Origin of the sequence: Salipaludibacillus sp. CUR1 (assembly GCF_021028955.1) — a bacterium.
In the GTDB taxonomy this organism is placed as follows: Bacteria; Bacillota; Bacilli; order Bacillales; family Salisediminibacteriaceae; genus Salipaludibacillus.
Genome location: NZ_JAIWPE010000035.1, coordinates 1 through 22,066 on the forward strand (window position 1 = coordinate 1; position 22,066 = coordinate 22,066).

The 22,066-nt window shown below is 39.8% G+C and carries 20 protein-coding genes and 3 pseudogenes; 5 read left to right on the plus strand and 18 right to left on the minus strand.

The genetic code is table 11. The annotated features are described in order from the left end of the window. Positions 1-143 precede the first annotated feature (143 nt). On the plus strand, positions 144-725 hold the full coding sequence (locus K8O68_RS08045) for a hypothetical protein (RefSeq protein ID WP_230896395.1): 582 nt from the start codon (positions 144-146) through the stop codon (positions 723-725). 144 nt (positions 726-869) lie between these two features. Here K8O68_RS08045 and K8O68_RS08050 read toward each other — a convergent pair whose 3' ends face one another. Beyond that, positions 870-1,391, minus strand: coding sequence for a sigma-70 family RNA polymerase sigma factor (locus tag K8O68_RS08050; protein ID WP_230896396.1), 522 nt, complete (start codon positions 1,389-1,391; stop codon positions 870-872). 258 nt (positions 1,392-1,649) lie between these two features. Here K8O68_RS08050 and K8O68_RS08055 point away from each other — a divergent pair, with 258 nt between their 5' ends. From K8O68_RS08055 to K8O68_RS08065, 3 genes are all read left to right on the plus strand, one after another. After that, positions 1,650-2,042 (plus strand): hypothetical protein, encoded by a 393-nt coding sequence (locus K8O68_RS08055; protein ID WP_230896397.1) that lies wholly within the window; start codon positions 1,650-1,652, stop codon positions 2,040-2,042. 435 nt (positions 2,043-2,477) lie between these two features. Then, on the plus strand, positions 2,478-2,960 hold the full coding sequence (locus tag K8O68_RS08060) for a competence protein ComK (RefSeq protein WP_230896398.1): 483 nt from the start codon (positions 2,478-2,480) through the stop codon (positions 2,958-2,960). Positions 2,961-3,173: 213 nt separating this feature from the next. After that, entirely contained in the window at positions 3,174-3,917 is a 744-nt protein-coding gene (locus K8O68_RS08065) for a YecA family protein (RefSeq protein ID WP_230896399.1), read from the plus strand. Positions 3,918-4,005: 88 nt separating this feature from the next. On the opposite strand, the pseudogene K8O68_RS08070 reads toward K8O68_RS08065, so the two are convergent. The 17 genes and pseudogenes from K8O68_RS08070 to K8O68_RS08150 form a co-directional block, all read right to left on the minus strand. Beyond that, positions 4,006-4,095: pseudogene (locus K8O68_RS08070) on the minus strand (hypothetical protein); the annotation flags it as partial. Positions 4,096-4,140: 45 nt separating this feature from the next. Then, positions 4,141-4,296 (minus strand): annotated as a pseudogene (locus K8O68_RS08075) (hypothetical protein); the annotation flags it as partial. A gap of 23 nt (positions 4,297-4,319) precedes the next feature. Beyond that, positions 4,320-5,174, minus strand: coding sequence for a hypothetical protein (locus K8O68_RS08080; RefSeq protein ID WP_230896400.1), 855 nt, complete (start codon positions 5,172-5,174; stop codon positions 4,320-4,322). 73 nt (positions 5,175-5,247) lie between these two features. Next, a complete protein-coding gene (locus K8O68_RS08085) occupies positions 5,248-5,955 on the minus strand; it encodes a hypothetical protein (protein ID WP_230896401.1) in 708 nt (235 codons plus the stop codon). A 20-nt stretch (positions 5,956-5,975) separates the two neighbouring features. Continuing rightward, positions 5,976-6,497 (minus strand): signal peptidase I, encoded by a 522-nt coding sequence (locus tag K8O68_RS08090; RefSeq protein ID WP_230896402.1) that lies wholly within the window; start codon positions 6,495-6,497, stop codon positions 5,976-5,978. A gap of 485 nt (positions 6,498-6,982) precedes the next feature. Beyond that, a complete protein-coding gene (locus K8O68_RS21595) occupies positions 6,983-8,128 on the minus strand; it encodes an HD-GYP domain-containing protein (protein ID WP_230896403.1) in 1,146 nt (381 codons plus the stop codon). Between the two features lie 15 nt (positions 8,129-8,143). Next, a complete protein-coding gene (locus K8O68_RS08100; protein ID WP_230896404.1) occupies positions 8,144-8,779 on the minus strand; it encodes a response regulator in 636 nt (211 codons plus the stop codon). A 6-nt stretch (positions 8,780-8,785) separates the two neighbouring features. Beyond that, complete coding sequence (locus K8O68_RS08105) at positions 8,786-10,330, minus strand: sensor histidine kinase (protein ID WP_230896405.1); 1,545 nt, start codon at positions 10,328-10,330, stop codon at positions 8,786-8,788. Between the two features lie 479 nt (positions 10,331-10,809). Beyond that, positions 10,810-11,658, minus strand: coding sequence for an N-formylglutamate amidohydrolase (locus tag K8O68_RS08110; protein WP_230896406.1), 849 nt, complete (start codon positions 11,656-11,658; stop codon positions 10,810-10,812). A 336-nt stretch (positions 11,659-11,994) separates the two neighbouring features. Then, entirely contained in the window at positions 11,995-12,813 is an 819-nt protein-coding gene (locus tag K8O68_RS08115) for a hypothetical protein (protein ID WP_230896407.1), read from the minus strand. A 264-nt stretch (positions 12,814-13,077) separates the two neighbouring features. Further along, complete coding sequence (locus K8O68_RS08120) at positions 13,078-13,488, minus strand: hypothetical protein (RefSeq protein ID WP_230896408.1); 411 nt, start codon at positions 13,486-13,488, stop codon at positions 13,078-13,080. 475 nt (positions 13,489-13,963) lie between these two features. Next, positions 13,964-14,995: a YheC/YheD family protein gene (locus K8O68_RS08125; protein ID WP_230896409.1), complete on the minus strand. Its 1,032-nt coding sequence runs from the start codon at positions 14,993-14,995 to the stop codon at positions 13,964-13,966. A gap of 246 nt (positions 14,996-15,241) precedes the next feature. Then, the gene (locus K8O68_RS08130; protein ID WP_230896410.1) at positions 15,242-16,081 is read right to left on the minus strand and encodes a metal-binding protein ZinT; all 840 of its coding nucleotides are present in this window, start codon (positions 16,079-16,081) and stop codon (positions 15,242-15,244) included. A gap of 317 nt (positions 16,082-16,398) precedes the next feature. Beyond that, positions 16,399-16,695, minus strand: coding sequence for a helix-turn-helix domain-containing protein (locus K8O68_RS08135; RefSeq protein WP_230896411.1), 297 nt, complete (start codon positions 16,693-16,695; stop codon positions 16,399-16,401). A gap of 254 nt (positions 16,696-16,949) precedes the next feature. Further along, a complete protein-coding gene (locus tag K8O68_RS08140; RefSeq protein WP_230896412.1) occupies positions 16,950-17,159 on the minus strand; it encodes a hypothetical protein in 210 nt (69 codons plus the stop codon). A gap of 450 nt (positions 17,160-17,609) precedes the next feature. Continuing rightward, a complete protein-coding gene (locus K8O68_RS08145; protein ID WP_230896413.1) occupies positions 17,610-19,919 on the minus strand; it encodes a peptidoglycan-binding domain-containing protein in 2,310 nt (769 codons plus the stop codon). A gap of 304 nt (positions 19,920-20,223) precedes the next feature. Beyond that, positions 20,224-21,108: pseudogene (locus K8O68_RS08150) on the minus strand (AbaSI family restriction endonuclease). Positions 21,109-21,380: 272 nt separating this feature from the next. Here K8O68_RS08150 and K8O68_RS08155 point away from each other — a divergent pair. Continuing rightward, the gene (locus tag K8O68_RS08155) at positions 21,381-21,845 is read left to right on the plus strand and encodes a hypothetical protein (protein ID WP_230896414.1); all 465 of its coding nucleotides are present in this window, start codon (positions 21,381-21,383) and stop codon (positions 21,843-21,845) included. Positions 21,846-22,066: the final 221 nt, after the last annotated feature.

A 22,066-nucleotide genomic window follows, 5' to 3' on the forward strand; every position in this document is an offset into this window, starting at 1 on the left:
TAATATTCATACCATGCAAAAAATATTTAAAATTAAAAAAGGAGGTATTTACTAGGCAGTCAATTACATGAGGCTTTTGAAAAGTGTATTAAGCCTTTTTCAGTTGAGTTTTAAACGAAGATTAATAAAGGGAGCTGTTAACTTTGCCAGCGTTAATAATGAGATACTTTAAGTTTGCCTTTTGTATTATAGTTCTACCTATTTCAGGTTTTTTTACTATTTGGAGTGCAATGCTCGAAGATTTTTCTTTTATATTTTTTTTCCTCTTTATATCCACGTTATACCTATTATTTGGAACTGATCTTTTAAAAAATAAAAAGGTAAAAAAAGTTATTATGGAAAAAATCAATGAAAACTCTCTGTATGTTGATTGGGCTTACCATGAATCTGAGGGTAAAGGTAGAATAGCTCTCACGGATAAAAACGCTATATTCATAAATAAAAAGGTCATGTATGTTTTTCCATATGAAGAAATTGCTACTTTTGGAACAGGTGGACGCGCTACAGGACATAGTTTAAAAATACCTAATAAAGAAGGCAATATGTATATGAACTCAGCTTTTATAGAAGAAGTTCCGACTTTTTACATAATTGGTTCCCGAAATGGTGAAGACTACACACATGAATGGTTAGTTCCAGCAGCACCAAGACTGTTTAAAAAAATGAATAAAATCGAACCATTTAATTTAGTTGGAGAAATGGACAATCATAAAATTTCACTTTAGTAAGCAAAAAGAAAAGGCTGCCATAACGGGAGCCTTTTTAACTTTAGAGAATATTTCATTTATATATTTATAGGTAATAATAAACCTGAACATTCTTATTCCAATTGGAAAATATAAATTTTTACTTCCTTGTATTTATTTATATTATCTAAACAACTCCGCCCTCTTTTCCCTCAATTTCTTAAGAGCAGTTTTCCGCCATGTTTTGACGGTGGTGACGGAGACGTCGAATTTATCAGCGATTTCCTGTGGTTTATGACCGTGAAAGAGTGCTTCGCGCACCCAGTCTTGTTCTCTTGCAGTTAGACCTGTTCGTTCGAGCCAGTCATAAAGAATTACAAACTCTTCCTCATTGAACACCATACCGGGGCACGCCTCTCCCATCTGCATCGGTTCGATCGGCACGTTGTTCGTCTGCCAGCGTTCCTTTTTCTCAAGCGACTGCTGGATGCGGCCGTATACATAGCTTTTAGCGTAAGCCGGAAATGCGCCGAGCTCACCATCATGACGCATCCATGCTTCATATAACGCAATCCTAGCTGTCTGAATATAATCCTCTTTATCACTGCCCAGATTCCACCTGCGGATCAGGCCGTAAATCATAGGCTCAAACTGTTTACAAATCTCCTCAAATTCCACATCTTTCTGATACTCGATTTTCTCCAAGGGATGTCTCCTGCTTGGAAGCGCGCTTCCGCTTATTCCGCGGTAAGTTCAGTTTAAAAGCTGCATTACAATCGAGCGAATCACCGTTCTTCGCGTTTCCCTCAGTGAAATGTCACGTACCAGCAGGGGAAATATGGATTTTGTTCTAAGGATATAAGATAAAAGGTGGGAATTTTTATGTACAGCCTCTCCTCCTTTTTTGATTTACTATTGTACTTATTTAGTGAATTAATAAATTGAAAACTGCGAGGGATAAAAATGAATAAATTTAAACGAGTTTACATTAAAGAAGAGCTAGTGGCACTGACTGGAGATCACAGGTCGGCTATTATTCTGAACCAGTTGATCTACTGGTCCGAGCGTGTAAGGGATATTGAAGAGTTTATCGAGGAGGAAAAGAACCGGGACGATTGTAGCCGGGAGCTGACAAAAGGCTGGTTTGCCAAAACTTCGGAGGAGATTGCGGAGGAAACATTAACAAATATGGCCCCGGCCACAATGCGCCGCTATTTAAAAAAATTAGTTATAGGCGGGTGGCTGAATGAACGCCCCAATCCTATTGACAAACGGGACCACACTAAGCAGTACAGAGTGAGCATTGCCAACATCCAAAAGGATCTGCAAAAATTAGGTTACACTTTACAAAACTAAAAAGGGGGCTTTTACACCCCCTTCAGTGAAACAAAAGGCCACTTCACACAGGAAAAAAGTCACGAATTGTCAAGATTACTTTCCTATATTTTTAGCAAAATACGAACAAAATATGACAATTTAACCATATTTTCTAAATTAAGAGTGTATCATTTATACTTTTGTTATATAATTTTTTTGATTAATAGTCGCATGGAAATGTGGGAAGTGTGATGTCCGGCACAGGCGTGAGTCAGTAGCTTCCGCACTACGATTATCCTGCCCAGGAATGTGGGTTGGACATTGTCTGCTTCTCTCACAAAGATCAAAGTTTCCTATAACTTGAATCTTCCAGTAATATGACAAAAAAGGTCGTGGTCGTCAATCAATGTTTTCGAATTAGTTGTGAATTTGCTATTTTGTAAGCGGTATATAATTTAAATTGAGAGGAAATAGATGATGAAAGAGAAATTATATAAAAATTATTTAATACATTCAAAGACGCTTGCTATTTTACCTTCAAAACAACTAGGTTTCGACTCCATTGTACTAGAAGCAGACAGGGAAATCCCTGTAAAGCGGACGGCTATCCAAATTATCGACGATACGTGTATCGACGGCTTGTCAACTTACCAGGGAAGACGGAGAGCTGTAGCCAAAATTTTAAAAGCTTTTCAGAAACTCCCAATTATTTTAAACGAAAAGGAGAGAATTATAACCTTCCCCACAGTCTCTCCTGAGAACATGGAGTGCGTCTGGATCTGTTTTAATAATGTATCCAGCTACACTCCTTCACCCAGCGATGATGACACTACTTCAATAACCTTTTATAATGGTAAGCTCTTGAATGTTCCTGTAAAATACCACGTCATTCACCGCCAGATGGGCCGGGGGGCAAAACTGTATTACTACTGCTTCCGGCCTCCCTTTGGAGCCTGAAAAACAGTATCAGAGGAGCGGATTACTTTCTGAATTCTGCGTTTAAAAACTTGGAAAACCACTTGCCTTTGAAGGGCGGGTGGTTGTTTTTAGATGGCCATTTTAGTCCAAAGATACGGATATTCACCCACCGCCTCTGTTTTTTCTACTAAAATGCCGTCCTGCCTCTGTTACAATAGACACAAGTAAAGTTTAAAAGAAAAGAGGGATATGATGGCTCTGTTAACTGAGTATGTGATTGCGTTAACCCATCTCTACGGACTCGTTCATAAACACAAGGTCGTGGAGATTTATAATAAACACCATGAAAGTGAAGCGACTGCAGAAGATATTGAGAAACTGTATGACACGCCTCCTGACGAGCTGGCTCCGCAATTTGTGCATACCTATAAGAACCATTTTGTTCATGAAGCGATTATGGAGTTCGGTGAATTTGAAGATCATCTTGCTCAACGGAAAGGCAAGCCGTATTACATCCCAAATCGGACAGAGTTACTGAAATATACTGATGATATGTACCTTGAAAGAACTCCGCCATTCTACAAACTGCTGACGTATTTAACGTCCCGTTACTTTAAGAAAGATAACGAAAAAGCTTATGAATTAGCCGATGAGATTCAGGCCATCTGTCACGCGGGTTTCAGTACGAACACGATCTTCGATACCATTGCAATCTATGGGGTTGAATTCAAAGATGAGAAAGAGGTGAACGAACTGGTTCCCCTCATTTTTGATCTGGCTAACCATACACGGTTATGGGAAAACAACGGATTTACCCCGCATGAACTATCCGAGTCATCCGAAAAACCAAACTTAATACCGCTTCCCAAAAACCCGTTTCCGTTAAAGAAAGACAGCGTGTCTCCGGCTGCCTCTCAGGCAAGTGAAAAAGCCGGCCGGAACGATCCCTGTCCATGCGGCAGCGGCAAAAAATATAAAAAGTGCAGTCTGAAATAATATTGGCGGCTGATTTAGAAAGCATGTAGAAAATGTATGATGATTGAAGTCATCCTCAAAGGTTCGCAAAATATATTTGCCTACCTTTTGCGGCTACTAATAGAGAAGGGTTTGTGCCGATAATATTTCCGGCAGTCGCTTGGATAGGCGCAAATAAGGTGTTGTTATTAACTTTACTCCTCTTGTCTTGAGTTAAGGGGGCGGTAGCCTGCTGTTACCTAAATCAGTAAGCTACCCAGCCTGCTAACTTATCAACATAAAATGAAAATCTGAAAAAACAGATAAACAACGATAGGGTAAAAGTCCATATACATACAAGCAGCACCAGGGAACAGCTATACTTCAGTGTCATTTTGGTTAATTCGGATTCTTGACTAACAAGATGGTCCCCGGATCCATCATTCACTCAGCTGAAGCCTCTATAATGTCCTCATCCTTTTTCTCTTTCGTTTTCTCTTTCTTTTTCTCTTTATTCTCTTCTTTATTTAACTTCTTTTCATCCTTAGTATCCTCATTCTCTTCCCCACCTTTTTTATCCTCATCATTTCCTTTATCGGTTTCATTATCAGTCTCCTTATCGCTCACTGACTCTGAGTCTTTACTTTTTTCATCAGGCATATTTTTATCTTTCTTGTCGTTCTTATCTTTAGGGTTCTTCTTCTCTTGCGGTTTATTTTCCATGTTCTTTTCAATATCTGTGTCATCTGTGAGTGATTCTTCTTCAGCTTCGTTATGGTTTTCAACTTGATCATTACTCTCATGATCTTCCTCATCGGATTTCACGTCCGAACTGGTTGATTCCTCTGTTTCTGTACCTGTTTCTTTTTCAGCAGACGATCCGTTTATTAGCTCAGGATCAAACTTCAATTCGTATGTTTCATGAATATATTTCTGAAATCCTACTAACTCCAAAATTTCCGCCTCACTGTGGGAAGCGTTAAATGCAAACTCTACATTCCGCACTTCACCAGGACCAAGATCAAAAGTCTTTAAGTTTTCACCCGTGAGAGATAAAGAGACAGGTACAACGGTTACTGACCGGTTTTCTATAATAACTTGAAAATGGACTTCTCCATTTTCTGTGTAATCAGGGTCCCCTATGGAAACTTCCAATATCTCTGATGTCACCGGAGTCGTAATTGTATTTGAACGAAAGGAGGCTTCTCCTGTAAATCCTGATGCTGCGGCATTTCCAGCCATCAAAATAACACCGCAAGCTATCAATAAAACGGCTGACATTTTACTAAATAAAGGCATCCTTGTTTCCTCCTTTAAAAAAAGAACCAGAGATCTCTCCCCAGTTCTCTTTCCACTTATCTATACTGTTTACTTACTCCTGCTCAGCTAACTCTCTTTCAATTTCATTGTTTTGCTCTACCTTAACTCTGAATTCAGATGTCATTGTAGCAGCTTGATACTCATTTCCTGCACTCTCATCAAGTCCTAAAGAGACTTCAATTTTAACTTTCTCGTCAGGTAAGAAGGTGCCGTGTTTATCTAACGGGTTTCTATTGCCTCTTTGGCCTTTACCCAACAGCTGACGAAGGTCATTACTCGCTAAGTTATCAGAAACTGACTCTTCAGCAGTCACATTTCCTTCACTATCGTAAAAAGTATAATCTACTGTTACCGCAAAAGGTTCAAGTACTTCTGTTGCACTGTCTCCAGAATATCCCCAGCCTTTATTAGCTCTGTCATAAAGGTTGGAGTCGAAGTCAAATTCAGAATTCATCCAGCCAATATCGAAAGCGCGCGTCCCGTCATTTTTGATAAAAAACGGTTCTGCGACCCATGTTTCCCCAGGTAAGAGATCAAGCCCATGCTCATCTTTAAACAATTGGAAGGTGTTATCGCTCCCAACTGGATTATCCGCTGCGTCATAAAGCCCTACGTCAATTGTTGCTGTCTCCAGTGCATCAGCATTGACTGAGCCTGTAGTTTCACTGTCATTAAAACTTGAGTAAGTACCAAATCCGACTGTTGCGACCAAAGTTGCTGATAATGCTGTTCCGATTAAACCCTTTTGAATTTTGTTCATAATAAATTCCTCCTGTTTTGTTATGTTTTTTGAATGACTTCTTTTGAGCCGGCTGAATTATCGTTTCTGAAAATCCATTTAAAGATCTCTAATATAATTGCAATAAGAATCGGCGCTGCTATTAAAGTTATAAAACCCGTTAAGGAAGTAAGATAAGAAATAACATAGCCGAACTTTGGAATCGTCATCTGGTGAACGCCCTGAACTTCAGACGGATCGACTAATGAACTGTCGGCAAGGTCGTTATTATCACCTTTAGTTTTGAACTGGCCGTCTTTTATATCAATAAGTCTGTGTGTGACTAAGGTTTCACCTTGCTTAAAGGAAATGACATCTCCTACTGCAGGATTTTTTGTCTGATTAATTATCAGCAAATCCTGTGTCTCAAATTCCGGTACCATACTGTCAGAAAGTACGATTAATGATTCGTAGCCAAACAATGATAGGTTGGATCTGTCTTCATCAAGTATGAATAAAGGCCATACAAGGAATATTGCACCTATAACCATGACCGTTACCAGCCAGCTGCTTATTTTTTTCATGCTTTCCCTCCTTTAAGATGGGCTGGTTAACTTGTTAACTACATCATAAAACGATTCCAGGAAGTCAGGTATCCTGCACCAGATTGAATTACATTGCTTCCAGGATGATTCCTTTTCTCATACTCAAGGAGGAGGCAAGTCCAACTTTCCATTTCCATTTCCACTTAACACTGCCTACAAAAAAAGAAGGACCTGAATGTCCTCTACGACACTCACATCCTTCTTTCATTTATTCACGTTCCGAGGAAGCTTAATTAACCTAAGGTGGTACTTTCCTGAAGTCACGGGCAGCTGTTTGAGATCCCTGGCGCAGCCAGGGCAAGCCCACAGCCCGTGACCCGAACTGCTGTAGGATGTCCTTTTGCATTTCTTGCAGTGCTTTTCATACATATGTCATCCTCCAAGAAGTTTTTTAATCAGCTTATCAAAGGAACGGGCACTGGGGCATTCTCCTTCAGGATTAAATGTATCCTTCTTTAGAATGATTAACTTGCTTTTACATCTGTTTGGCTGCTTTTACCACTCATCACTTTCAAAAATGCATTAACCACGTTTGGATCAAACGTTCCCCCTTTTTCTTTTCTAATCTGACCGAGGGCTTCTTCACAGGACAATGCCTCCCTGTAGGCACGTGAAGTGGTCATGGCAAGGTACGCTTCAGTAATTCCAAGTATTTGAGATAGCACAGCTATCTCCTCTCCACCGAGTCCATAGGGATAGCCTTTCCCATCTATCCTTTCATGATGTTGTTCAGCTGCTGTACGGATCCTTGAAAACGCCGCATCTTCCCCTATAATATCTCTTCCCATGACACAATGTTGTTTGACGACTTCGAATTCGATATCTGTCAATCTCTCTTCTTTTTCAAATAAATAATCCGGCCATTGAACACGGCTTACAAAATGGATAACAGCTAAAAGCTCTACTTCCCACCTTTGAATACGCTCCTCAGGAAAATAATGACTCATTTTAAGCATCAAATCACTGGATTGCGCTATTTCTTCCCGGGTAATTTGTGTTTTAGTTTCAACAACTGGAACCAGGGCGTGCAAGAGCGACATAAGGTGAACCCGTTTCTGCCTTTCATTCTCTTCAAGTGCCTCTAATCGTTTCTTTTCAGTGCCCTGTATAATGAAAAAACCAATGAAAAGCACGGCTATGCCATAAACCAGCCTGTCAAGATTGGCTGCTGTGAACTCCGCTGCTGAAGAAATGCCGTTAAAATCTGTGTCATATAATAAAAACAGCTTATAAAAAATAATAAAGAGGGCTCCCCATATATAATAAATTTTTACGTTATAATGAAGGGCCAGCAGGAGAGGAAATAACAGCAGGCTAATCCACATCTCACTATAGTGAAAAGGATTATTAAAAACAGTCAAGAGGAAAAGAGCCAGCATGATAAAGCTATGTCCGTGCGCTTCACTCTCTCTTCCTTTTATATAAAACGTATATAACAAATACCCGCCCCAATAAAACAACATACATTGCAGATAAGCGATCATTGTGATTAAAGTGAGGCTGTGCCCTGCCATAAGCTGCACACTGACTGTTATAACAGAAACAAGCGTGAAGAAGAGTGCCAGACTGATTAATATCTTTTCCCCTGTATTCTCTTTCTTAAAGATCACTTTTTCCGCCTCCTTTTATACCGGTATGTCAATCAGCCGATTTTTCAAAGCATATACGACAGCCTGAGATCTGTTTGGCTGGCCGGTTTTGCGGAGAATACTGCTCACATGGGTTTTCACCGTAGTTTCGGAAATAAAGAGTTCCTGCGATATTTCATGGTTGCTTAAGTTATTGACGATGCACCGGAAGACTTCCTCTTCCCGTGGGGTCAGTTGAAGCTTGTCCTTTTCACTTTCTTTTGCAGTCCCTGGATGCTGCCTCGATACTTTCGGCTGAAAACATGAAAAGCCTTCGATCACCATCTGAATGGTGGCCATAATTTTATCGGGAGGCGTATCTTTCATAATATAACCATCCACCCCTGCATCCATGGCATTATAAATATCTTCACTGTTATCATAAGCTGTCAGCACTATGATTTTAGTATGCGGTGAAGCCGTAATAATGCGCGGGCTGCTTTCTATAATGGATTGTCCTGGCATTTTTAAATCAGATAGAATAAGATCGGGCTTTAATTCAATGGCTTTTTCCAATAACTCATCGCCATCAGATGCTTCATCGACTACCGTCAAATCCTGCGCAGCTTCGACGATCATTTTCAGACCGTCTCTGACAATCTGATGATCATCAGCCAGTATGATATTATGCATAATGAGTTAACCCCCTCTTGGAATAATGACAACAGCTTCTGTACCTGAGCGATTTAAATCCCGTATGGAAAATGTTCCGCCTAACTTCTCTGCTCGTTCACGGAGGCCTTTAAGTCCGGTCCCTCCCGCGTAACCTTTCCGCTGCTTATTTACCTTTTGAGATTTTCTAAAGCCCACCCCATTATCCGTTACTTTGATGACCCATTGTATGGCATTCACTTTAACTTGAAGAGTCATAGTGGTAGCTTTCGAATGCTTTATACAGTTGGAGACCATTTCCTCCGTCACTCTGTAGACAGCTTCTTCTGTTTCAAGGGATTCATTCAGCACCTTTCCTTGCGCTGTATAAGAGTACGCCATATCTGACTGCTGCATAAGTCTGTTCAATAGACTCTCCAATGCGTCCAGGACATTTTCCCTTTTATGTTCCTCACGTAAATAAGCAATATACTCTCTAACTTCTAAGTGACACTGCTGAATACTTTCTTCCACTTCATCTATGTTTTTTTCTATTGTATGGGGGGCCTCGGAATTTCTAACAAGAAGACGCGTTTTAAAAGTCTGTGCCGATAAGAAGAATAATTTCTGCGCAAGCCCGTCGTGCATGTCACTGGCTAATTTGTCAGACAGATCCTTTTTCATAGCTTCCTGCATCCGTGCCATTTCTTCAGACATGCATTGTTTATTAATGAGTACGGCACTTATCATATGTAAGTAAAGGTCACTAAAAGCATTTTTTACAGGACGCCGGCTTACCGGGAGAAGAATGACGAACCTGTTACTTTCTTCCCCCTTGCTCCTCACAGGAAAAAAATAAAATGTTCTGTCATTACCTGCGTGATCAGGCAGCTTAATAAACGTTTTAGCATGACTGTTGAAAAAGCCTTTATCAAACAGTCTTCGTTTAAAATAGTGCCGATGCCAGTCGGTCATATCACTGCTTTTGTCATTGCGGCATATGTAAACCTTTCCGGTAGCGAAAATCTGTTCCACTAAATTCTCAGCTATCTCCTGACATTGAGAGAGATCCTTATGCTTATGAGAATTCAATATAAAGAACGATATAGCCCGCCAGTGTTTATATACTTTGAAAGCCTTGCGGGAAATTATATGTAACAAAATGTATAACACAACAGGAACAAGTAAAGCTGCAAATAACGCCGGCGATACCTCTTCATTAAAACCTGTAACACGCCCCGTTATGAAAATAGCTGTTGCAAAAAAAATAAAACTCCCTATATATGTATACTTATTACTGCTTAAAGAAGATAAAGCGATATACAACGTGCTCGATAAATAAAGAAGTTTATAAGGCTCTAAAGCCCCTGTTAAAAGCGTCATTGAGGCTAACAGCCCTGCCTCAAATAGGACAAGCATAACCCAAAACCTGTTCTCAATTCTTTTATACAACAGAAGCAGCATCGCTAAATTGATAATAAGAAGCAGCAGCATACTCCATGGAGTCAGAATATCAAATGTAATAAGGATTAACAGAAATACCCAACGTGCCACTAAAACAATATGCCTTAGAACGTTATTAAAAAAGAACAAACGCTCAACCCCTACTTATGTATTAGTCTCACCATAGATAAGTATAGGTTATTTACCATTTTAAAACAATTAGCAGTTTTGTCGTTTTTGCACTATTGCAGTCGAAACCACATCTGGGCTTCATTCATGTATGTAAATAAGCCATACGGAACGGTCCGTATGGCTTTAGTCTGTTACTTTAGAAGTTGATACTTGCTTGAGAGAAGGATTGTGGCACTTTGGGGCGGGATGGTGGCGCTCTGGACTGGGATTGTGGCACTTATGGTCGGGATTGGCACTCTCGGTCGGGATTGTGGCACTTATGGCCGAATATTGCACTCTCGGTCGGGATTGTTGCACTTTAATACACGATTGTTGCACTTTTAGCCGGGATTGCGGTATTTCCAACCATGATTGTGACACTGCGCTCCACAACCCCAACCAGAACCGCCGCACAGTTTTCCGAAAACGCTACGCCGCCCCCCCAACTACTCTCCCCCTTACTCCACATTCTCCACAAATACCACCAGACTCCTGAGCATGTTATAAAAAGGCTTGAGGTCATTTCTTGGATTCCTGAAATCGTAGTTAATTTCCAGCTGCATGGCTTCGGTGCCGTATTCGTTCCAGGTGTGGTGAGTGACTGTTCCCGGATGGTTTGCTGAAAAGGTGTGGTTCTCATAAACACGTTCAATCCCATGATGGTTAAGGATGGTGTACAACTGCTGCAGCCACTCCTCCCTCACAGTGTCTCCGCCGTCGGTGCCAATATCCACATCGAACGGTCTGTCTTGGCTTGAGCCATGCAAATCAATGACTAAATCGATCTCATGTTCCTCAATGATTTCACCGATCTTCTCTTTATACTCTCCGCCAAGGATATAGTTCGCATCTTCACCTTTATGTGTATTAAATATGATATGGGCTCCTGTGTATTCTTGAATTAAATACGTCAAAGCACCCGTATAGATTTCTGCCGGCTTGACTTCGCTTTCACGGACGTGGCGGGTCGTGTGGGGTGCTGAAATCAGCACGTTTACCTCTCCGCTGCCTTCAATAAAGGCCACCTGATTGTCAGCACCCACGGCACCTTTATAGTCGTTTTGGGAGAATGACTTCTCATATGAAAAGATTTTACTTTCAAGCTCGCTGCTTTTATATGTGTCTTTCAATTTTTCCGCTCCCATTTCACTAAAGTCGTAATCAACTAATTCCAATGCTCTTATTTCTTCCGGCTCTTTTTCGCCGGCTTTATTCTCAGCTCTCTGAAGAGTTGATTCCTGCTCGCCTCCCCAACAGCCTGTCACAAATACTAATATAATTAAGACGATAACATACCTGATTTCCATCCGCTCCCTTGAAACTATATATATCAATCTGTAAAAATTCTTTTGTTGGGTCTATCATAAAATCCTATCATAGTTGCACGAGTAACATGTACCCAACCTATTTAAAATAATTATATGAACTTATTCGAGAAATCAGTCGTGGAGAAGCTGTGAAAATATTTGTCAATTAAGAATTTCTCCTACAAAGAAGAGACACCCCAATGGCGCCTCTTCACACTTATGGTTTTTCCTGGTCCCGAAAAGACATGACAGGTAAAGCGACGAGGCTAATCTATAATGTCAGAGTAATAAGAAGGGGCTGTAGTCAAAAGATTTACTTTTGCCCAGCCCCTTTAATTATTGTTTATTTTCTTTGCCCTCTTCTTCACTTCTATTCAGAATGTCTTCTAATATTTGTTCAGATGGGTCTCCATTCTCTTCTATTTCTTCAATTCTTTTTTGTCTTTCTTCCAATTCCTGCTCTCTATCTTCTTGATACTCTTGAGACCAATAATTATAGTCATCCAGAGTCACGGAATCTAGCATAGCAAATAGTTTTGACTTAGTATCATCATCTCCTTGATAATGCCGTGCCGTCGCTAGAAATTCTTCGTCTTCGCCTGAATTTAACAAAAAGTAATGTTCGGTGTAATCCTCATGGTGAAGAATATAGTAAATTGGAGAACTTTGACCATTTTTTATTGGGAGGTTCTCTGGGCTTTCATCAATAAATTCTGTGTAATTACCGCCGAATCGCGACTCCATTCCTACTCTGTTTTTTAAAGTTGATTTGAAATCTTCTTTGTTAAAATCGACCATATCTTGGTTGTAAGACGCACTTTGAAAATAATCACCACGTCCATCATCTCCAATTTTCTCAAAACTAAAGTTATTGAATTCGAAACCCTCTATCAATTGGTATTCCATAAGGTATAGCTCGCTTCTTACAGTTTTTACGTTCTCAAAGTCGGCAGTGGAAATGAATTCGTTCTCTTCTTCTATATTCTCTTCCTTATTTTCAATTTCATCTTCGCCCAGTTCTTCTTGTGACTCATCAATGTTTAGTTCTGAATGACTAACCGGATTGTTTGCAGCATTTAATTCTTCTCCTTTTCCTTCTTCATTGCACCCTGCTAAAATAACGCTCACTACTAGAATACCTAACATCTTTTTCATCAATAAAAACCTCTTTTAGCTTATAATTTATTTATTTCAAAGAACGGCTAGGCTCAGCCAACTCTGATCAGCTTCTCTTTCATAAAATCCTGCCACTTTCAGCAAACAATTTTGGTTAGTGCCACGTCAGCCCTGGAAACCTTAATGAGGACATTGATTCGAGAACTGACGGGCTTCCCAGACTATTTCCCCAAATGAAAAGAGCCCTCTTTTAAGGGACCCCGTTTCTGATGTAAGATCATTCCAAATAAAATGATAGAGATATTACCAAGTTAATTGCGTTTCAACATTGTTTAAAATATCATCCAGCTTTTTAGTATACATATTTTTATTAGAATTCATTCTTACCAGCCCGAAAATAAGTCCAATTAACGGAAGTAACAGCCAACTGAAAGCAAAAGCTATGGCCAGGGCGAATATATATCCACCTGTTAACTTTTGTTTTCCAGTTCCTGTAACCTTTGCTTTATTGCCATTGATCTGTATATCAAAAGTTGCGTTAAACTTATAAGGTGCTCCTTTTTCTACTCCTTTCACTTCCAGACTATTACCTTGGTCTGACACTACATCGTACTTGAGACTTTTTCCTAGAGAGCTTTTAATTTCTTCTTTTATTTGATTCACTGTTAATTCTTCTTCTGATTTGAATTTTTTTATTACCTCGAAACCGTCCACATTTATCACTCCTAATTATTATATTGACCTAAGATTTATTTAAAGATATGTCATACATTCGAAATTTACTTTGATAATTCCGATTCTTTTAACCTTAAAGCAACTTTTTGCTTTAGACCTGCATTACCCGACGTATGTAACACTAATTTTGTCTATGAACTTATTCTCCTTCCCTTCTAATTATTATTGCCGGTGTAAATAGTACCACAGTAAGCGCCATCGTTCAACATAATATTACATATTTGTAGTATTTTAGTATTATAGAGAAAATGTAACTATTTATAAAAATTGAATTACTACTCTGGAACAAGGTTATTGATTATTTTTATAGTAATATCCACCCTGTTCTTCCATATAATAATCACAGAAATGGCCTGATTGAAGACTTAAATCTTTTCTATCCACAATAAAACGGAGCCCCCTGACGCAAGGAACTCCGCTTCTATTAAAGCCTTTTCCGGCCGGTGACTGCCTCTTATCCAAGGGCCACCTTTTCAACCTTTCCCGACTTCAATTTATTTTTAATAATATATTCATAATGCTGGGCTTTCGCTTCTCCTATTTCTGTCTCATAAAATTTAGGGCCGGGTGAGGTGTTGACTTCGAAGAACCACAGTTTTCCCGACTGGTCAATTCCTATATCAATCCCGATCGCATCAATTTCGAAATCAAAGTGTTTTTGCAGCCTTTCCGGAAAATAAGTTGCCACCTCAACAAGTGAGGCTTTCACTCGTTCAAAGTCATCTCCGAATACATGTTGCAGAAAAGGGTCTACCTGGGAAATCCCTCCTCCCTGGTTCACGTTAGACGTGATGGCATTGCCAACCCCTATTCTTGGCAAATAGGTGACTATTTTCCACTCGCCATTTTGAGCCCGGCGGACGTGTATTCTAATATCAAAAGGGTGCCCCTCTTTCATTCTTGAACTGATAAATGGTTGAATGAGGTATTTCCGCTTTTTGAATTGATCCGCTATCATCCTCTTTATTTCTTCTTCAGATAAAAGCTGACTCGATTTATTAGTATCCAGCTTATATAACCCATTTTCTTTACACAATTGATAAATGCTGTTGCCCTGACTGCCTTTGGAGGGCTTTAGAATAATATGTTCATATTTCTCTATATAATCATTAATATGTCGTATGGACTTTAAGTTTGTATGAGGAATTAAAAGGTCGTCAAAACCGCCGTCCTTCTTCATCAGTTTATAAATTTTATCCTTAGTGCCCAGCCTGCGGGTGGTAAAGTAACAATGCTTTTCTAATTCATTGTACAGTTCCTGTGTCTCTTTTGTAGGCAGTGAGTTATCAATGACATCGGGATAAGAAGTTTCTTTTATATTCCAACCATTTTTTGCAGGAAAAGAACCTCTTATGACTTTATTTTCCACATCCACATCTTTAGGCCTGAAATAAAAGAATTCAATTCCATATAACTGACAAGCCAATGCCGTCGCTCTAGCAATTTTAGTAGGTTTGTTCTTTTTACGAAGCATACCAACTTTCATAAAAGATCTTCCTCTCAAAAGTAATTATCACGGATTATAAAACTCTACCTGTCCTATACCTTAAATCTAGAGGTTATAATCATCCTTTTTAATATTGCATAAAGTTTCCAGTAAAACAGATAAGGTTATAAAAACTGAATTAAACATGGACGGCTATTCCCCTATCCATGTATTCTCACAGCAAAAAACCAGCACTTCCGTTGAAGGCTGGTTCAGGTGGTATAGTATTTCAGGCGGCAGGCAATCCTAGTGTGCAATCATCTCGTGTTTAATTTCATCTCCGTCCATCTCGGCAGGGTAGTAAGTCGGCCAGTTGGTTACTTCATCAAGCAGCTCTTCACGGTCATCGCCCCAATAGAGGTGGAAATGGTCCGCTTCTGTCGGGTAGATATTGTGGTCGCTGAACTGAATGTAGGCCGGCATCTCGTCATCGCCTTCTTCCTTTTCGAAAATGAAGCGTACACCTCGGTTGCCGGCTTCATATGTAAGGATTTCATAGCCGTCATATTCGTAATCACCGGACCATTCACCCTCATCGCTGCTGAATGTAAACGTATTGTCTTCAATAGTAATGTAGTCAACGTCCGTTTCATAGCCGGTTTCATAATACTCGGTATACTCCTCTGCAGTCATCGAGTCGCTCTCCGCAGCTTTATGCTCCATGACCTCATCCAGCTCACCGCTCATTAAATACGGATACACTGACTGCCATTCCCCTTCCCAGTCAGATAACTCCCGGTCTTCAATTTGATCGTCTTCAAAGTAGCCGTCGTAAATCGCCTGCGATTCTTCGTCGTGGCTGTGATTGTGGTCATGATCATTGTCATGGTTATGATCATTATTTCCATGGTCATTTTCATGGTCATGATTATGCTCATCATTATTGTGATCGTGGTTATGGTTATCCTCTTCCTCGAGCTCCTCGTTGTTCTCCAGATTATCTTCATCTGCAGACTCATTTTCCGTATTTTCTGGTGATACATCCTCCTGCGTGGCGTTTGATTCTTCGGCACTGTTGTCAGCCTGGCAGCCCGCCAGAAGTAAAGCAGCCGCAAAAGAAGTGAGATATAGCTGTGATCGTTTCATAAAATACTCTCCTTTTATAAATCGTAATGATTACTATTTGAGAGTATACGCTTATGATTACAGCTGGTCAAGTGCTTATTAATAAGAGTTGGAGAGTACTAAAGTACTAACCGGTGGAGTAGCTCTTTTGCTTAAAATATGACAGGTTATGAACTTACTAAGAGAAATGTAAGGCCGCACGGCACGATCCTCCAGGCTATCTTTCTGCCCATACTAAAGCGGAGTCCCCTACTCACAAGGAACTCCGCTTTTAATTTACTTTTTCCATCCTATATCTATCAGCCAGATCCTGATAAACCTTTTTCCTCCTGAATTTTTCACGTTTTTAAAGTCATGTTTTTATCTTCATTACCGGGTGTTCCATCAATAATAAAGGGGGTATTTAACGCTTTTGATATTTTTAATAAAGTCTCTACTTTAGGACTGGTTAATCCCGCTTCGATTCTGCCAATTGTTGATTTAGGAATATTCGCACGATCCGCAAGTTCCTGCTGCGATATCTTTAATGTGTGTCGTTTTGCTTTTATTTGTGCTGCTATTTGACCTTCTAACTGAAGACTTTCTACATGGTCATTACCCCTAATGCCTGAGTATTTTTTTAAAAAGTCGCTCATACCGTTTCCCCCTTTCACCTTAGTAAAGGTCCGGATCTTCAATACAGTAATATTCATAATTCAACTCAGCTGGCTGTAAATCATGACGCTTAATTGCCCCGTTGTATTATTTATCAAAATAATAAAGCAAAATGACTTTATGGAAATTATGAATAGCATATACGGTGGTTTCCCGTAGACCTGCCTGATATCCCCCACCTATAGAAGTTAGGATACCGTGTATTCACATTAAGATGCTTTAGTGAGGGAGGTGTTTAATCTTCAACTTCAATCATTCCATTAGTCTCTTCCGGATAAGGATTAATACTGATTATAGTAAGTTGTGTTGCATAATTATCCGCCAGCTCACACCATAATCCCAGTTTACCTCTTCTGACTTCTTGTTCAGCCCAGTAAAGAATTTCTTCTTCGAAATCTGCGACATTTCCCGCATAAACGATTTTAAAGCGTTTATAATCCTGCATATGATTTACCCTTCTTTTATTATTACCTTTATGATAGCATTTATGCTATCGAGTTTCAATTAATTATATATTACTTACAGGTGAATGTGGTTAAGGTTAATAAATCCCCCTTATCTGAAACTTGAATATCTGGTCATTCGAGGATAATAAAGTCTCATTCACTGCTGAAATGGAGTTTTAAAGAAGGGTTGAAAATTCTTCATTACCGTGGATGCGTTAAGATATGTTACACATCCTTTGATAATCAGCTGGATCGCACTGGCAGTATTTATTTTCTTACTAACCCCTGCTTCAAATATCAAGAGAATACGTGACTTAAACCGAACTCATATACTTAGAAAACAGGTGAATCCGCAGCCTGACGTTTACAATAAAAACCTCCCGGACGCAGTCCCCCGGGAGGTTTTTTATATTTATTAGAGCATAGCCACTTTTGTATTAACCAGCAGTCTACTCATCTTCATCTGCTTCTTCTTCATCTTCTTCATCGCTTGTTTCAGTAGTATCTTTCTCACCGTCATTCGTTTCGTTCTTGTCGCCTGCATTCTCTTCATTTGATTCTTCTGTCTCCGGAGAATTACCGGAATTTCCGTCTGCAGGGGTGCTATTACTTTCCTCTTGGGTTTCTTTGTCTTCTGCTGACTCGTCCCCATGTTGAGAGTCTTCTTTTCCTGAAATTTCATCACCGTCGTTTAAATCTTGGTCAATATCTGACTCTTCGTTTGATGAATTTTCGTCTCCTTCAACACTCTCTTCATTATTGCCGCCTTCGTTTTCTGGAGAGTCTCCTTCTAAATCACTTTGTTCATCTCCAGGTGTCTCACCATTTTCATTTTCCTCAACTGGATCTGTTTCTTCATCACTCTGCTCTTCTTCAGGAAGATGCTTATTAATAAAATCAAGGGTTACCGGATCGGCAATGCCATTTACAATAAGATCATTAGCAGCCTGGAATTCACGTACTACGCGCATTGTTACAGCACCGTATCTTTCTGATGGCTCTTCCGGGAAGTTGCCAAAGCCGAGCAGTGTCAGATTCATTTTTAATACTTTGATCTCAAGAGCTTCGTTTCCGTTTGTATAAACTGAATTAAGAATCGATTCGATCAAGTTAAGCGTCATCTGATCTGCTTCACCTGATACCTCCAGTCCGTAATAGCTCTGGAAGGATGCAACCACTGATTCGGTCACGGCGCCATACCGATTGGATGGCTCTGCCGGGAAGTTGCCGAATCCTAATTCTGTCAGGTTCTTTTTCAGCTCAACAATTACCTCGCCGGCATCGCCGTTTTTATAAGGAACTTCCAGCGGACGTGTTGCTTCTTCCACCTGTTCAGCAATAAGAGCGAGCGTCACAGGATCTGCGATTCCGTTGACGACCAGGTCATTTGCCGCCTGGTAGTCTGATACCACTCCCATTGTCACTCGACCGTAATTTTCAGATGGATCCGATGGGAAGTTACCAAACCCTAGAATTGTCAGGTTTAACTTTAATTCTTTAATTTCAGGTTCTGAATTTCCATCTGTATAAATTGAATTAAGAATTGATTCGATTGCATCAAGCGTGACTTGGTCCGCTTCACCTGAGGCATTGAGCCCATAGTAACTCTGGAAGGATGCAACCACTGACTCGGTCACGGCACCATACCGATCGGATGGTTCTGACGGGAAGTTGCCGAATCCTAATTCTGTCAGGTTCTTTTTAAGCTCAACAATTGCTGCGCCGGCATCGCCATTTTTATAAGGAACTTCCAGCGGACGTGTTGCTTCTTCCACCTGTTCAGAAATAAGAGCGAGCGTCACAGGATCTGCTATTCCGTTGACGACCAGGTCATTTGCCTCCTGGTAGTCTGATACGACTCCCATTGTCACTCGACCGTAATTTTCAGATGGATCCGATGGGAAGTTACCAAACCCTAGAATGGTCAGATTTAACTTTAATTCTTTAATTTCGGGTTCTGAATTTCCATCTGTATACACTGAAGTTAAGATAGACTCAATCATATCAAGCGTTACCTGGTCTGCTTGACCTGTTACCTCCAGCCCGTAATAGCTCTGGAAGGATGCAACCACTGATTCAGTCACCGCGCCATACCGATCGGATGGCTCTGCCGGGAAGTTGCCGAATCCTAATTCTGTCAGGTTAAGTTTTAACGTAACGATTTCTTTACCTGCATGACCAAACTGATAAGGTACTTCAGGCAATATATTTAAAAGGCCATTAATCCTTCCCTGCGTGACAGGGTCAACGATTCCATTGACAATAAGCCCCTGATCTTCCTGGAAAGCCCTGACGACTCCACTGGTCACATTACCGTATTTGTTAGAAGGACGGGCCGGGAAATTGCCGTATCCAAGCTTAGTTAAATCCAGTTTCAACTGGTATACATCCTCATTTTCAAATCCTGATTGTAAAGACGTCTCCAGTATATTTCCTAAAGCTGCCATTGTAGCTTCATCCACATACCCAAGTTCTGCATATTCAATTTGATAGTATTCCTGAAACTCACTGACAACCCCGTTTGTCACATCCCCATACCGTGGAGATGGTCCCTCAGGGAAATTACCGAATCCCAACCTTGTAAGCTGCTTTTTCAGCTCAACAATTGCTTCGTCTTCGTCCCCGTTCTGGAAAATAAACTCTGAAACTTCTGTTTCATCCTCTGTCTCTGCCGCTTCTTCTGCCATCACACCAGCAGGCATTAGCAAACTCATAACTAACACCACAACCAGCGCCCACCACAAATCAATCCTCTTCAATAAATCCCTCTCCTTACATAATTTAGTATGTACTTACTTTTTCATTATAGTAAATATGAGACAAATAAACTAGTAAAAATGAAATGTTTTTCCAAATAAATCTATAATAAGAGTCTTTTAGACATAAAAAATGTTATTCAATTAGGTATTTTTAATCATATATATTAAAAATACTCCCTTTTTGCGCTCCTGACACGCTTCCCAGGTTATCTTTCCTGCCAATACTAAAGCGGAGTCCCCCTCTCACAAGGAACTCCGCTTTTACTTAACCTTTCCCGCCTGGTGCTAGCGCAGATACCTGATGTCATCGTACGATCGGAATATGGTCTTTCACTTGATAATACCGTATACTCGCAGGGTCATTAGGAGCTAAACCTGCACACTTGAATAGTCCGATGAAACGGTACCGGTTCATGCCAAGGTTGTCTTTATATTTTGCAAGTACTGCCCGCTACTGATCCTGCTCGACTTCTTTTTGAAACAGTGTTTTCCGGGCTTCAACAATTTCAGCCGATTCGTGGGATTCATCTATATAGGACCAGTCTGAGGCCAATGTGTTAATCCATCCTTTAGCCACAGATTTTTTAACCCCATTAACATCAATAGACAATTTCGGGCACCAAAGCCACGTATTCTCATACACTCTGAAATAGCTTTTCTGATAACGTTTCGCTTGTTTCCCAAACACGGTGTTGGCAATGTCTTTAATGTCTTTAAATGAAACAGTGTCATAAATACTCAACACCTCTTTTTCTTTTAATTGAGCCAACTCTTCTTCATACGTTAACCAGTTTAAATCTTTGTTTGCTGCACGCTCCTGAATAACCGCCACCACGTCAGCAATCTGTTGTTCAATCGCTTCAATTGATCGCGTCGCATCAACTTTTAAACAGAGAAAATCATCAATCGCTTCTTCGTTAACGGAAGCAATAATGTCATCCATTCTAAGTTCATCCGCTGCTGCCTGCTGTTTATGATGGGCTTCATCCACTTCTACTTCAATATGAAGCTGGGGGAAGTACAGGTCCATTAACGCATAGGATCCGTTTGCCCGGTTTATATACTGCTGGCTGACTGGCAGAATGTCCAGGTTATTAAGCTTATGCCAGATGGCCGTTAGAATGTAATTCTCATAATCCTTCCGTTTTGTCCGGGAAAAGGTTCTAACCAAATAGTCACGTTTATTCATGTGTTGCCTCCTTTTTCTTACTTAAGAGTGCAAATTTATGTACTCATGTTCTACATTATTCATAGGACGTATTTTATTACTTTTATTTAGTTCACTAGAAATGCTTTACGGTTTGTCAACTAGGACCCACACAAGACTTAAGATCTCTATCTATAGAATCACTAATTATAAAAAATAGAATCTTTTTCTATTTTTATATTGTAAATGGTATTTAATAAGTATATAGTATTAGATATAAAGACTAAATAAGTATTAGGAAATGGAGTGTTTTAATGAAGTATGTTTTAGGAAAAGAAGAACAGATTGTGAAAGAATCAACATTTAGGCCTAATCTTGTGCTCTCTTGGCTTAAAAGTGAAATGACAGTGACTAACAAAAGAGTACTAGGGTACAGCCGCAATACTTTACTAGGTCTTATCCCATTAGGTAAAAACGAAATTTCCTATCCTTTGAAAAATATTTCAAGCGTTAGTATTTCTTCCAAGTTCTATTTAAGCCGTTTTATTATTGGTCTTATACTTGTATTATCCGGGTTATCTCAAATTAGTGATTCTTTCCTTGGCGGTTTGTTCTTCCTTGTATTAGGTGCTCTTCCATTAGCTAATAGTTTTGTAAGCAGACTTATTATTTCTCCAAATAGCGGAAATCCAACTAAACTGGATGTTACTTTTTTAGATAAAAACACCATTCAGGAATTTTCGAATGAAGTAAATGTAACAATTACTGATATAGCTTAATAAGCTTGACACAGCATACCTAATTCCATTTAATTAATGGGAGCGGTATGCTTTTTTATTCCTGATCTCTCTTTTTGCAGTTCCCTTTAATTATATATGTATAATTACTATTGCGTATTGAAGTACTATAGTTATGAAGACTGACCACAAAACTATTAAATTTATTGAAAATTCAGATAATAAATTCTAAAAAAAACGAGAAGCAAGGTCTCTTCACCCTG

Bases quoted from the DNA above. Each gene is read 5' to 3' on its own strand.
- K8O68_RS08055 (WP_230896397.1), top strand. From the start codon at position 1,650: ATGAATAAATTTAAACGAGTTTACATTAAAGAAGAGCTAGTGGCACTG.
- K8O68_RS08060 (WP_230896398.1), top strand. From the start codon at position 2,478: ATGATGAAAGAGAAATTATATAAAAATTATTTAATACATTCAAAGACG.
- K8O68_RS08065 (WP_230896399.1), top strand. From the start codon at position 3,174: ATGGCTCTGTTAACTGAGTATGTGATTGCGTTAACCCATCTCTACGGA.
- K8O68_RS08080 (WP_230896400.1), bottom strand. From the start codon at position 5,174: ATGCCTTTATTTAGTAAAATGTCAGCCGTTTTATTGATAGCTTGCGGT.
- K8O68_RS08085 (WP_230896401.1), bottom strand. From the start codon at position 5,955: ATGAACAAAATTCAAAAGGGTTTAATCGGAACAGCATTATCAGCAACT.
- K8O68_RS08090 (WP_230896402.1), bottom strand. From the start codon at position 6,497: ATGAAAAAAATAAGCAGCTGGCTGGTAACGGTCATGGTTATAGGTGCA.
- K8O68_RS08100 (WP_230896404.1), bottom strand. From the start codon at position 8,779: ATGCATAATATCATACTGGCTGATGATCATCAGATTGTCAGAGACGGT.
- K8O68_RS08110 (WP_230896406.1), bottom strand. From the start codon at position 11,658: ATGGAAATCAGGTATGTTATCGTCTTAATTATATTAGTATTTGTGACA.
- K8O68_RS08115 (WP_230896407.1), bottom strand. From the start codon at position 12,813: ATGAAAAAGATGTTAGGTATTCTAGTAGTGAGCGTTATTTTAGCAGGG.
- K8O68_RS08125 (WP_230896409.1), bottom strand. From the start codon at position 14,995: ATGAAAGTTGGTATGCTTCGTAAAAAGAACAAACCTACTAAAATTGCT.
- K8O68_RS08130 (WP_230896410.1), bottom strand. From the start codon at position 16,081: ATGAAACGATCACAGCTATATCTCACTTCTTTTGCGGCTGCTTTACTT.
- K8O68_RS08135 (WP_230896411.1), bottom strand. From the start codon at position 16,695: ATGAGCGACTTTTTAAAAAAATACTCAGGCATTAGGGGTAATGACCAT.
- K8O68_RS08140 (WP_230896412.1), bottom strand. From the start codon at position 17,159: ATGCAGGATTATAAACGCTTTAAAATCGTTTATGCGGGAAATGTCGCA.
- K8O68_RS08155 (WP_230896414.1), top strand. From the start codon at position 21,381: ATGAAGTATGTTTTAGGAAAAGAAGAACAGATTGTGAAAGAATCAACA.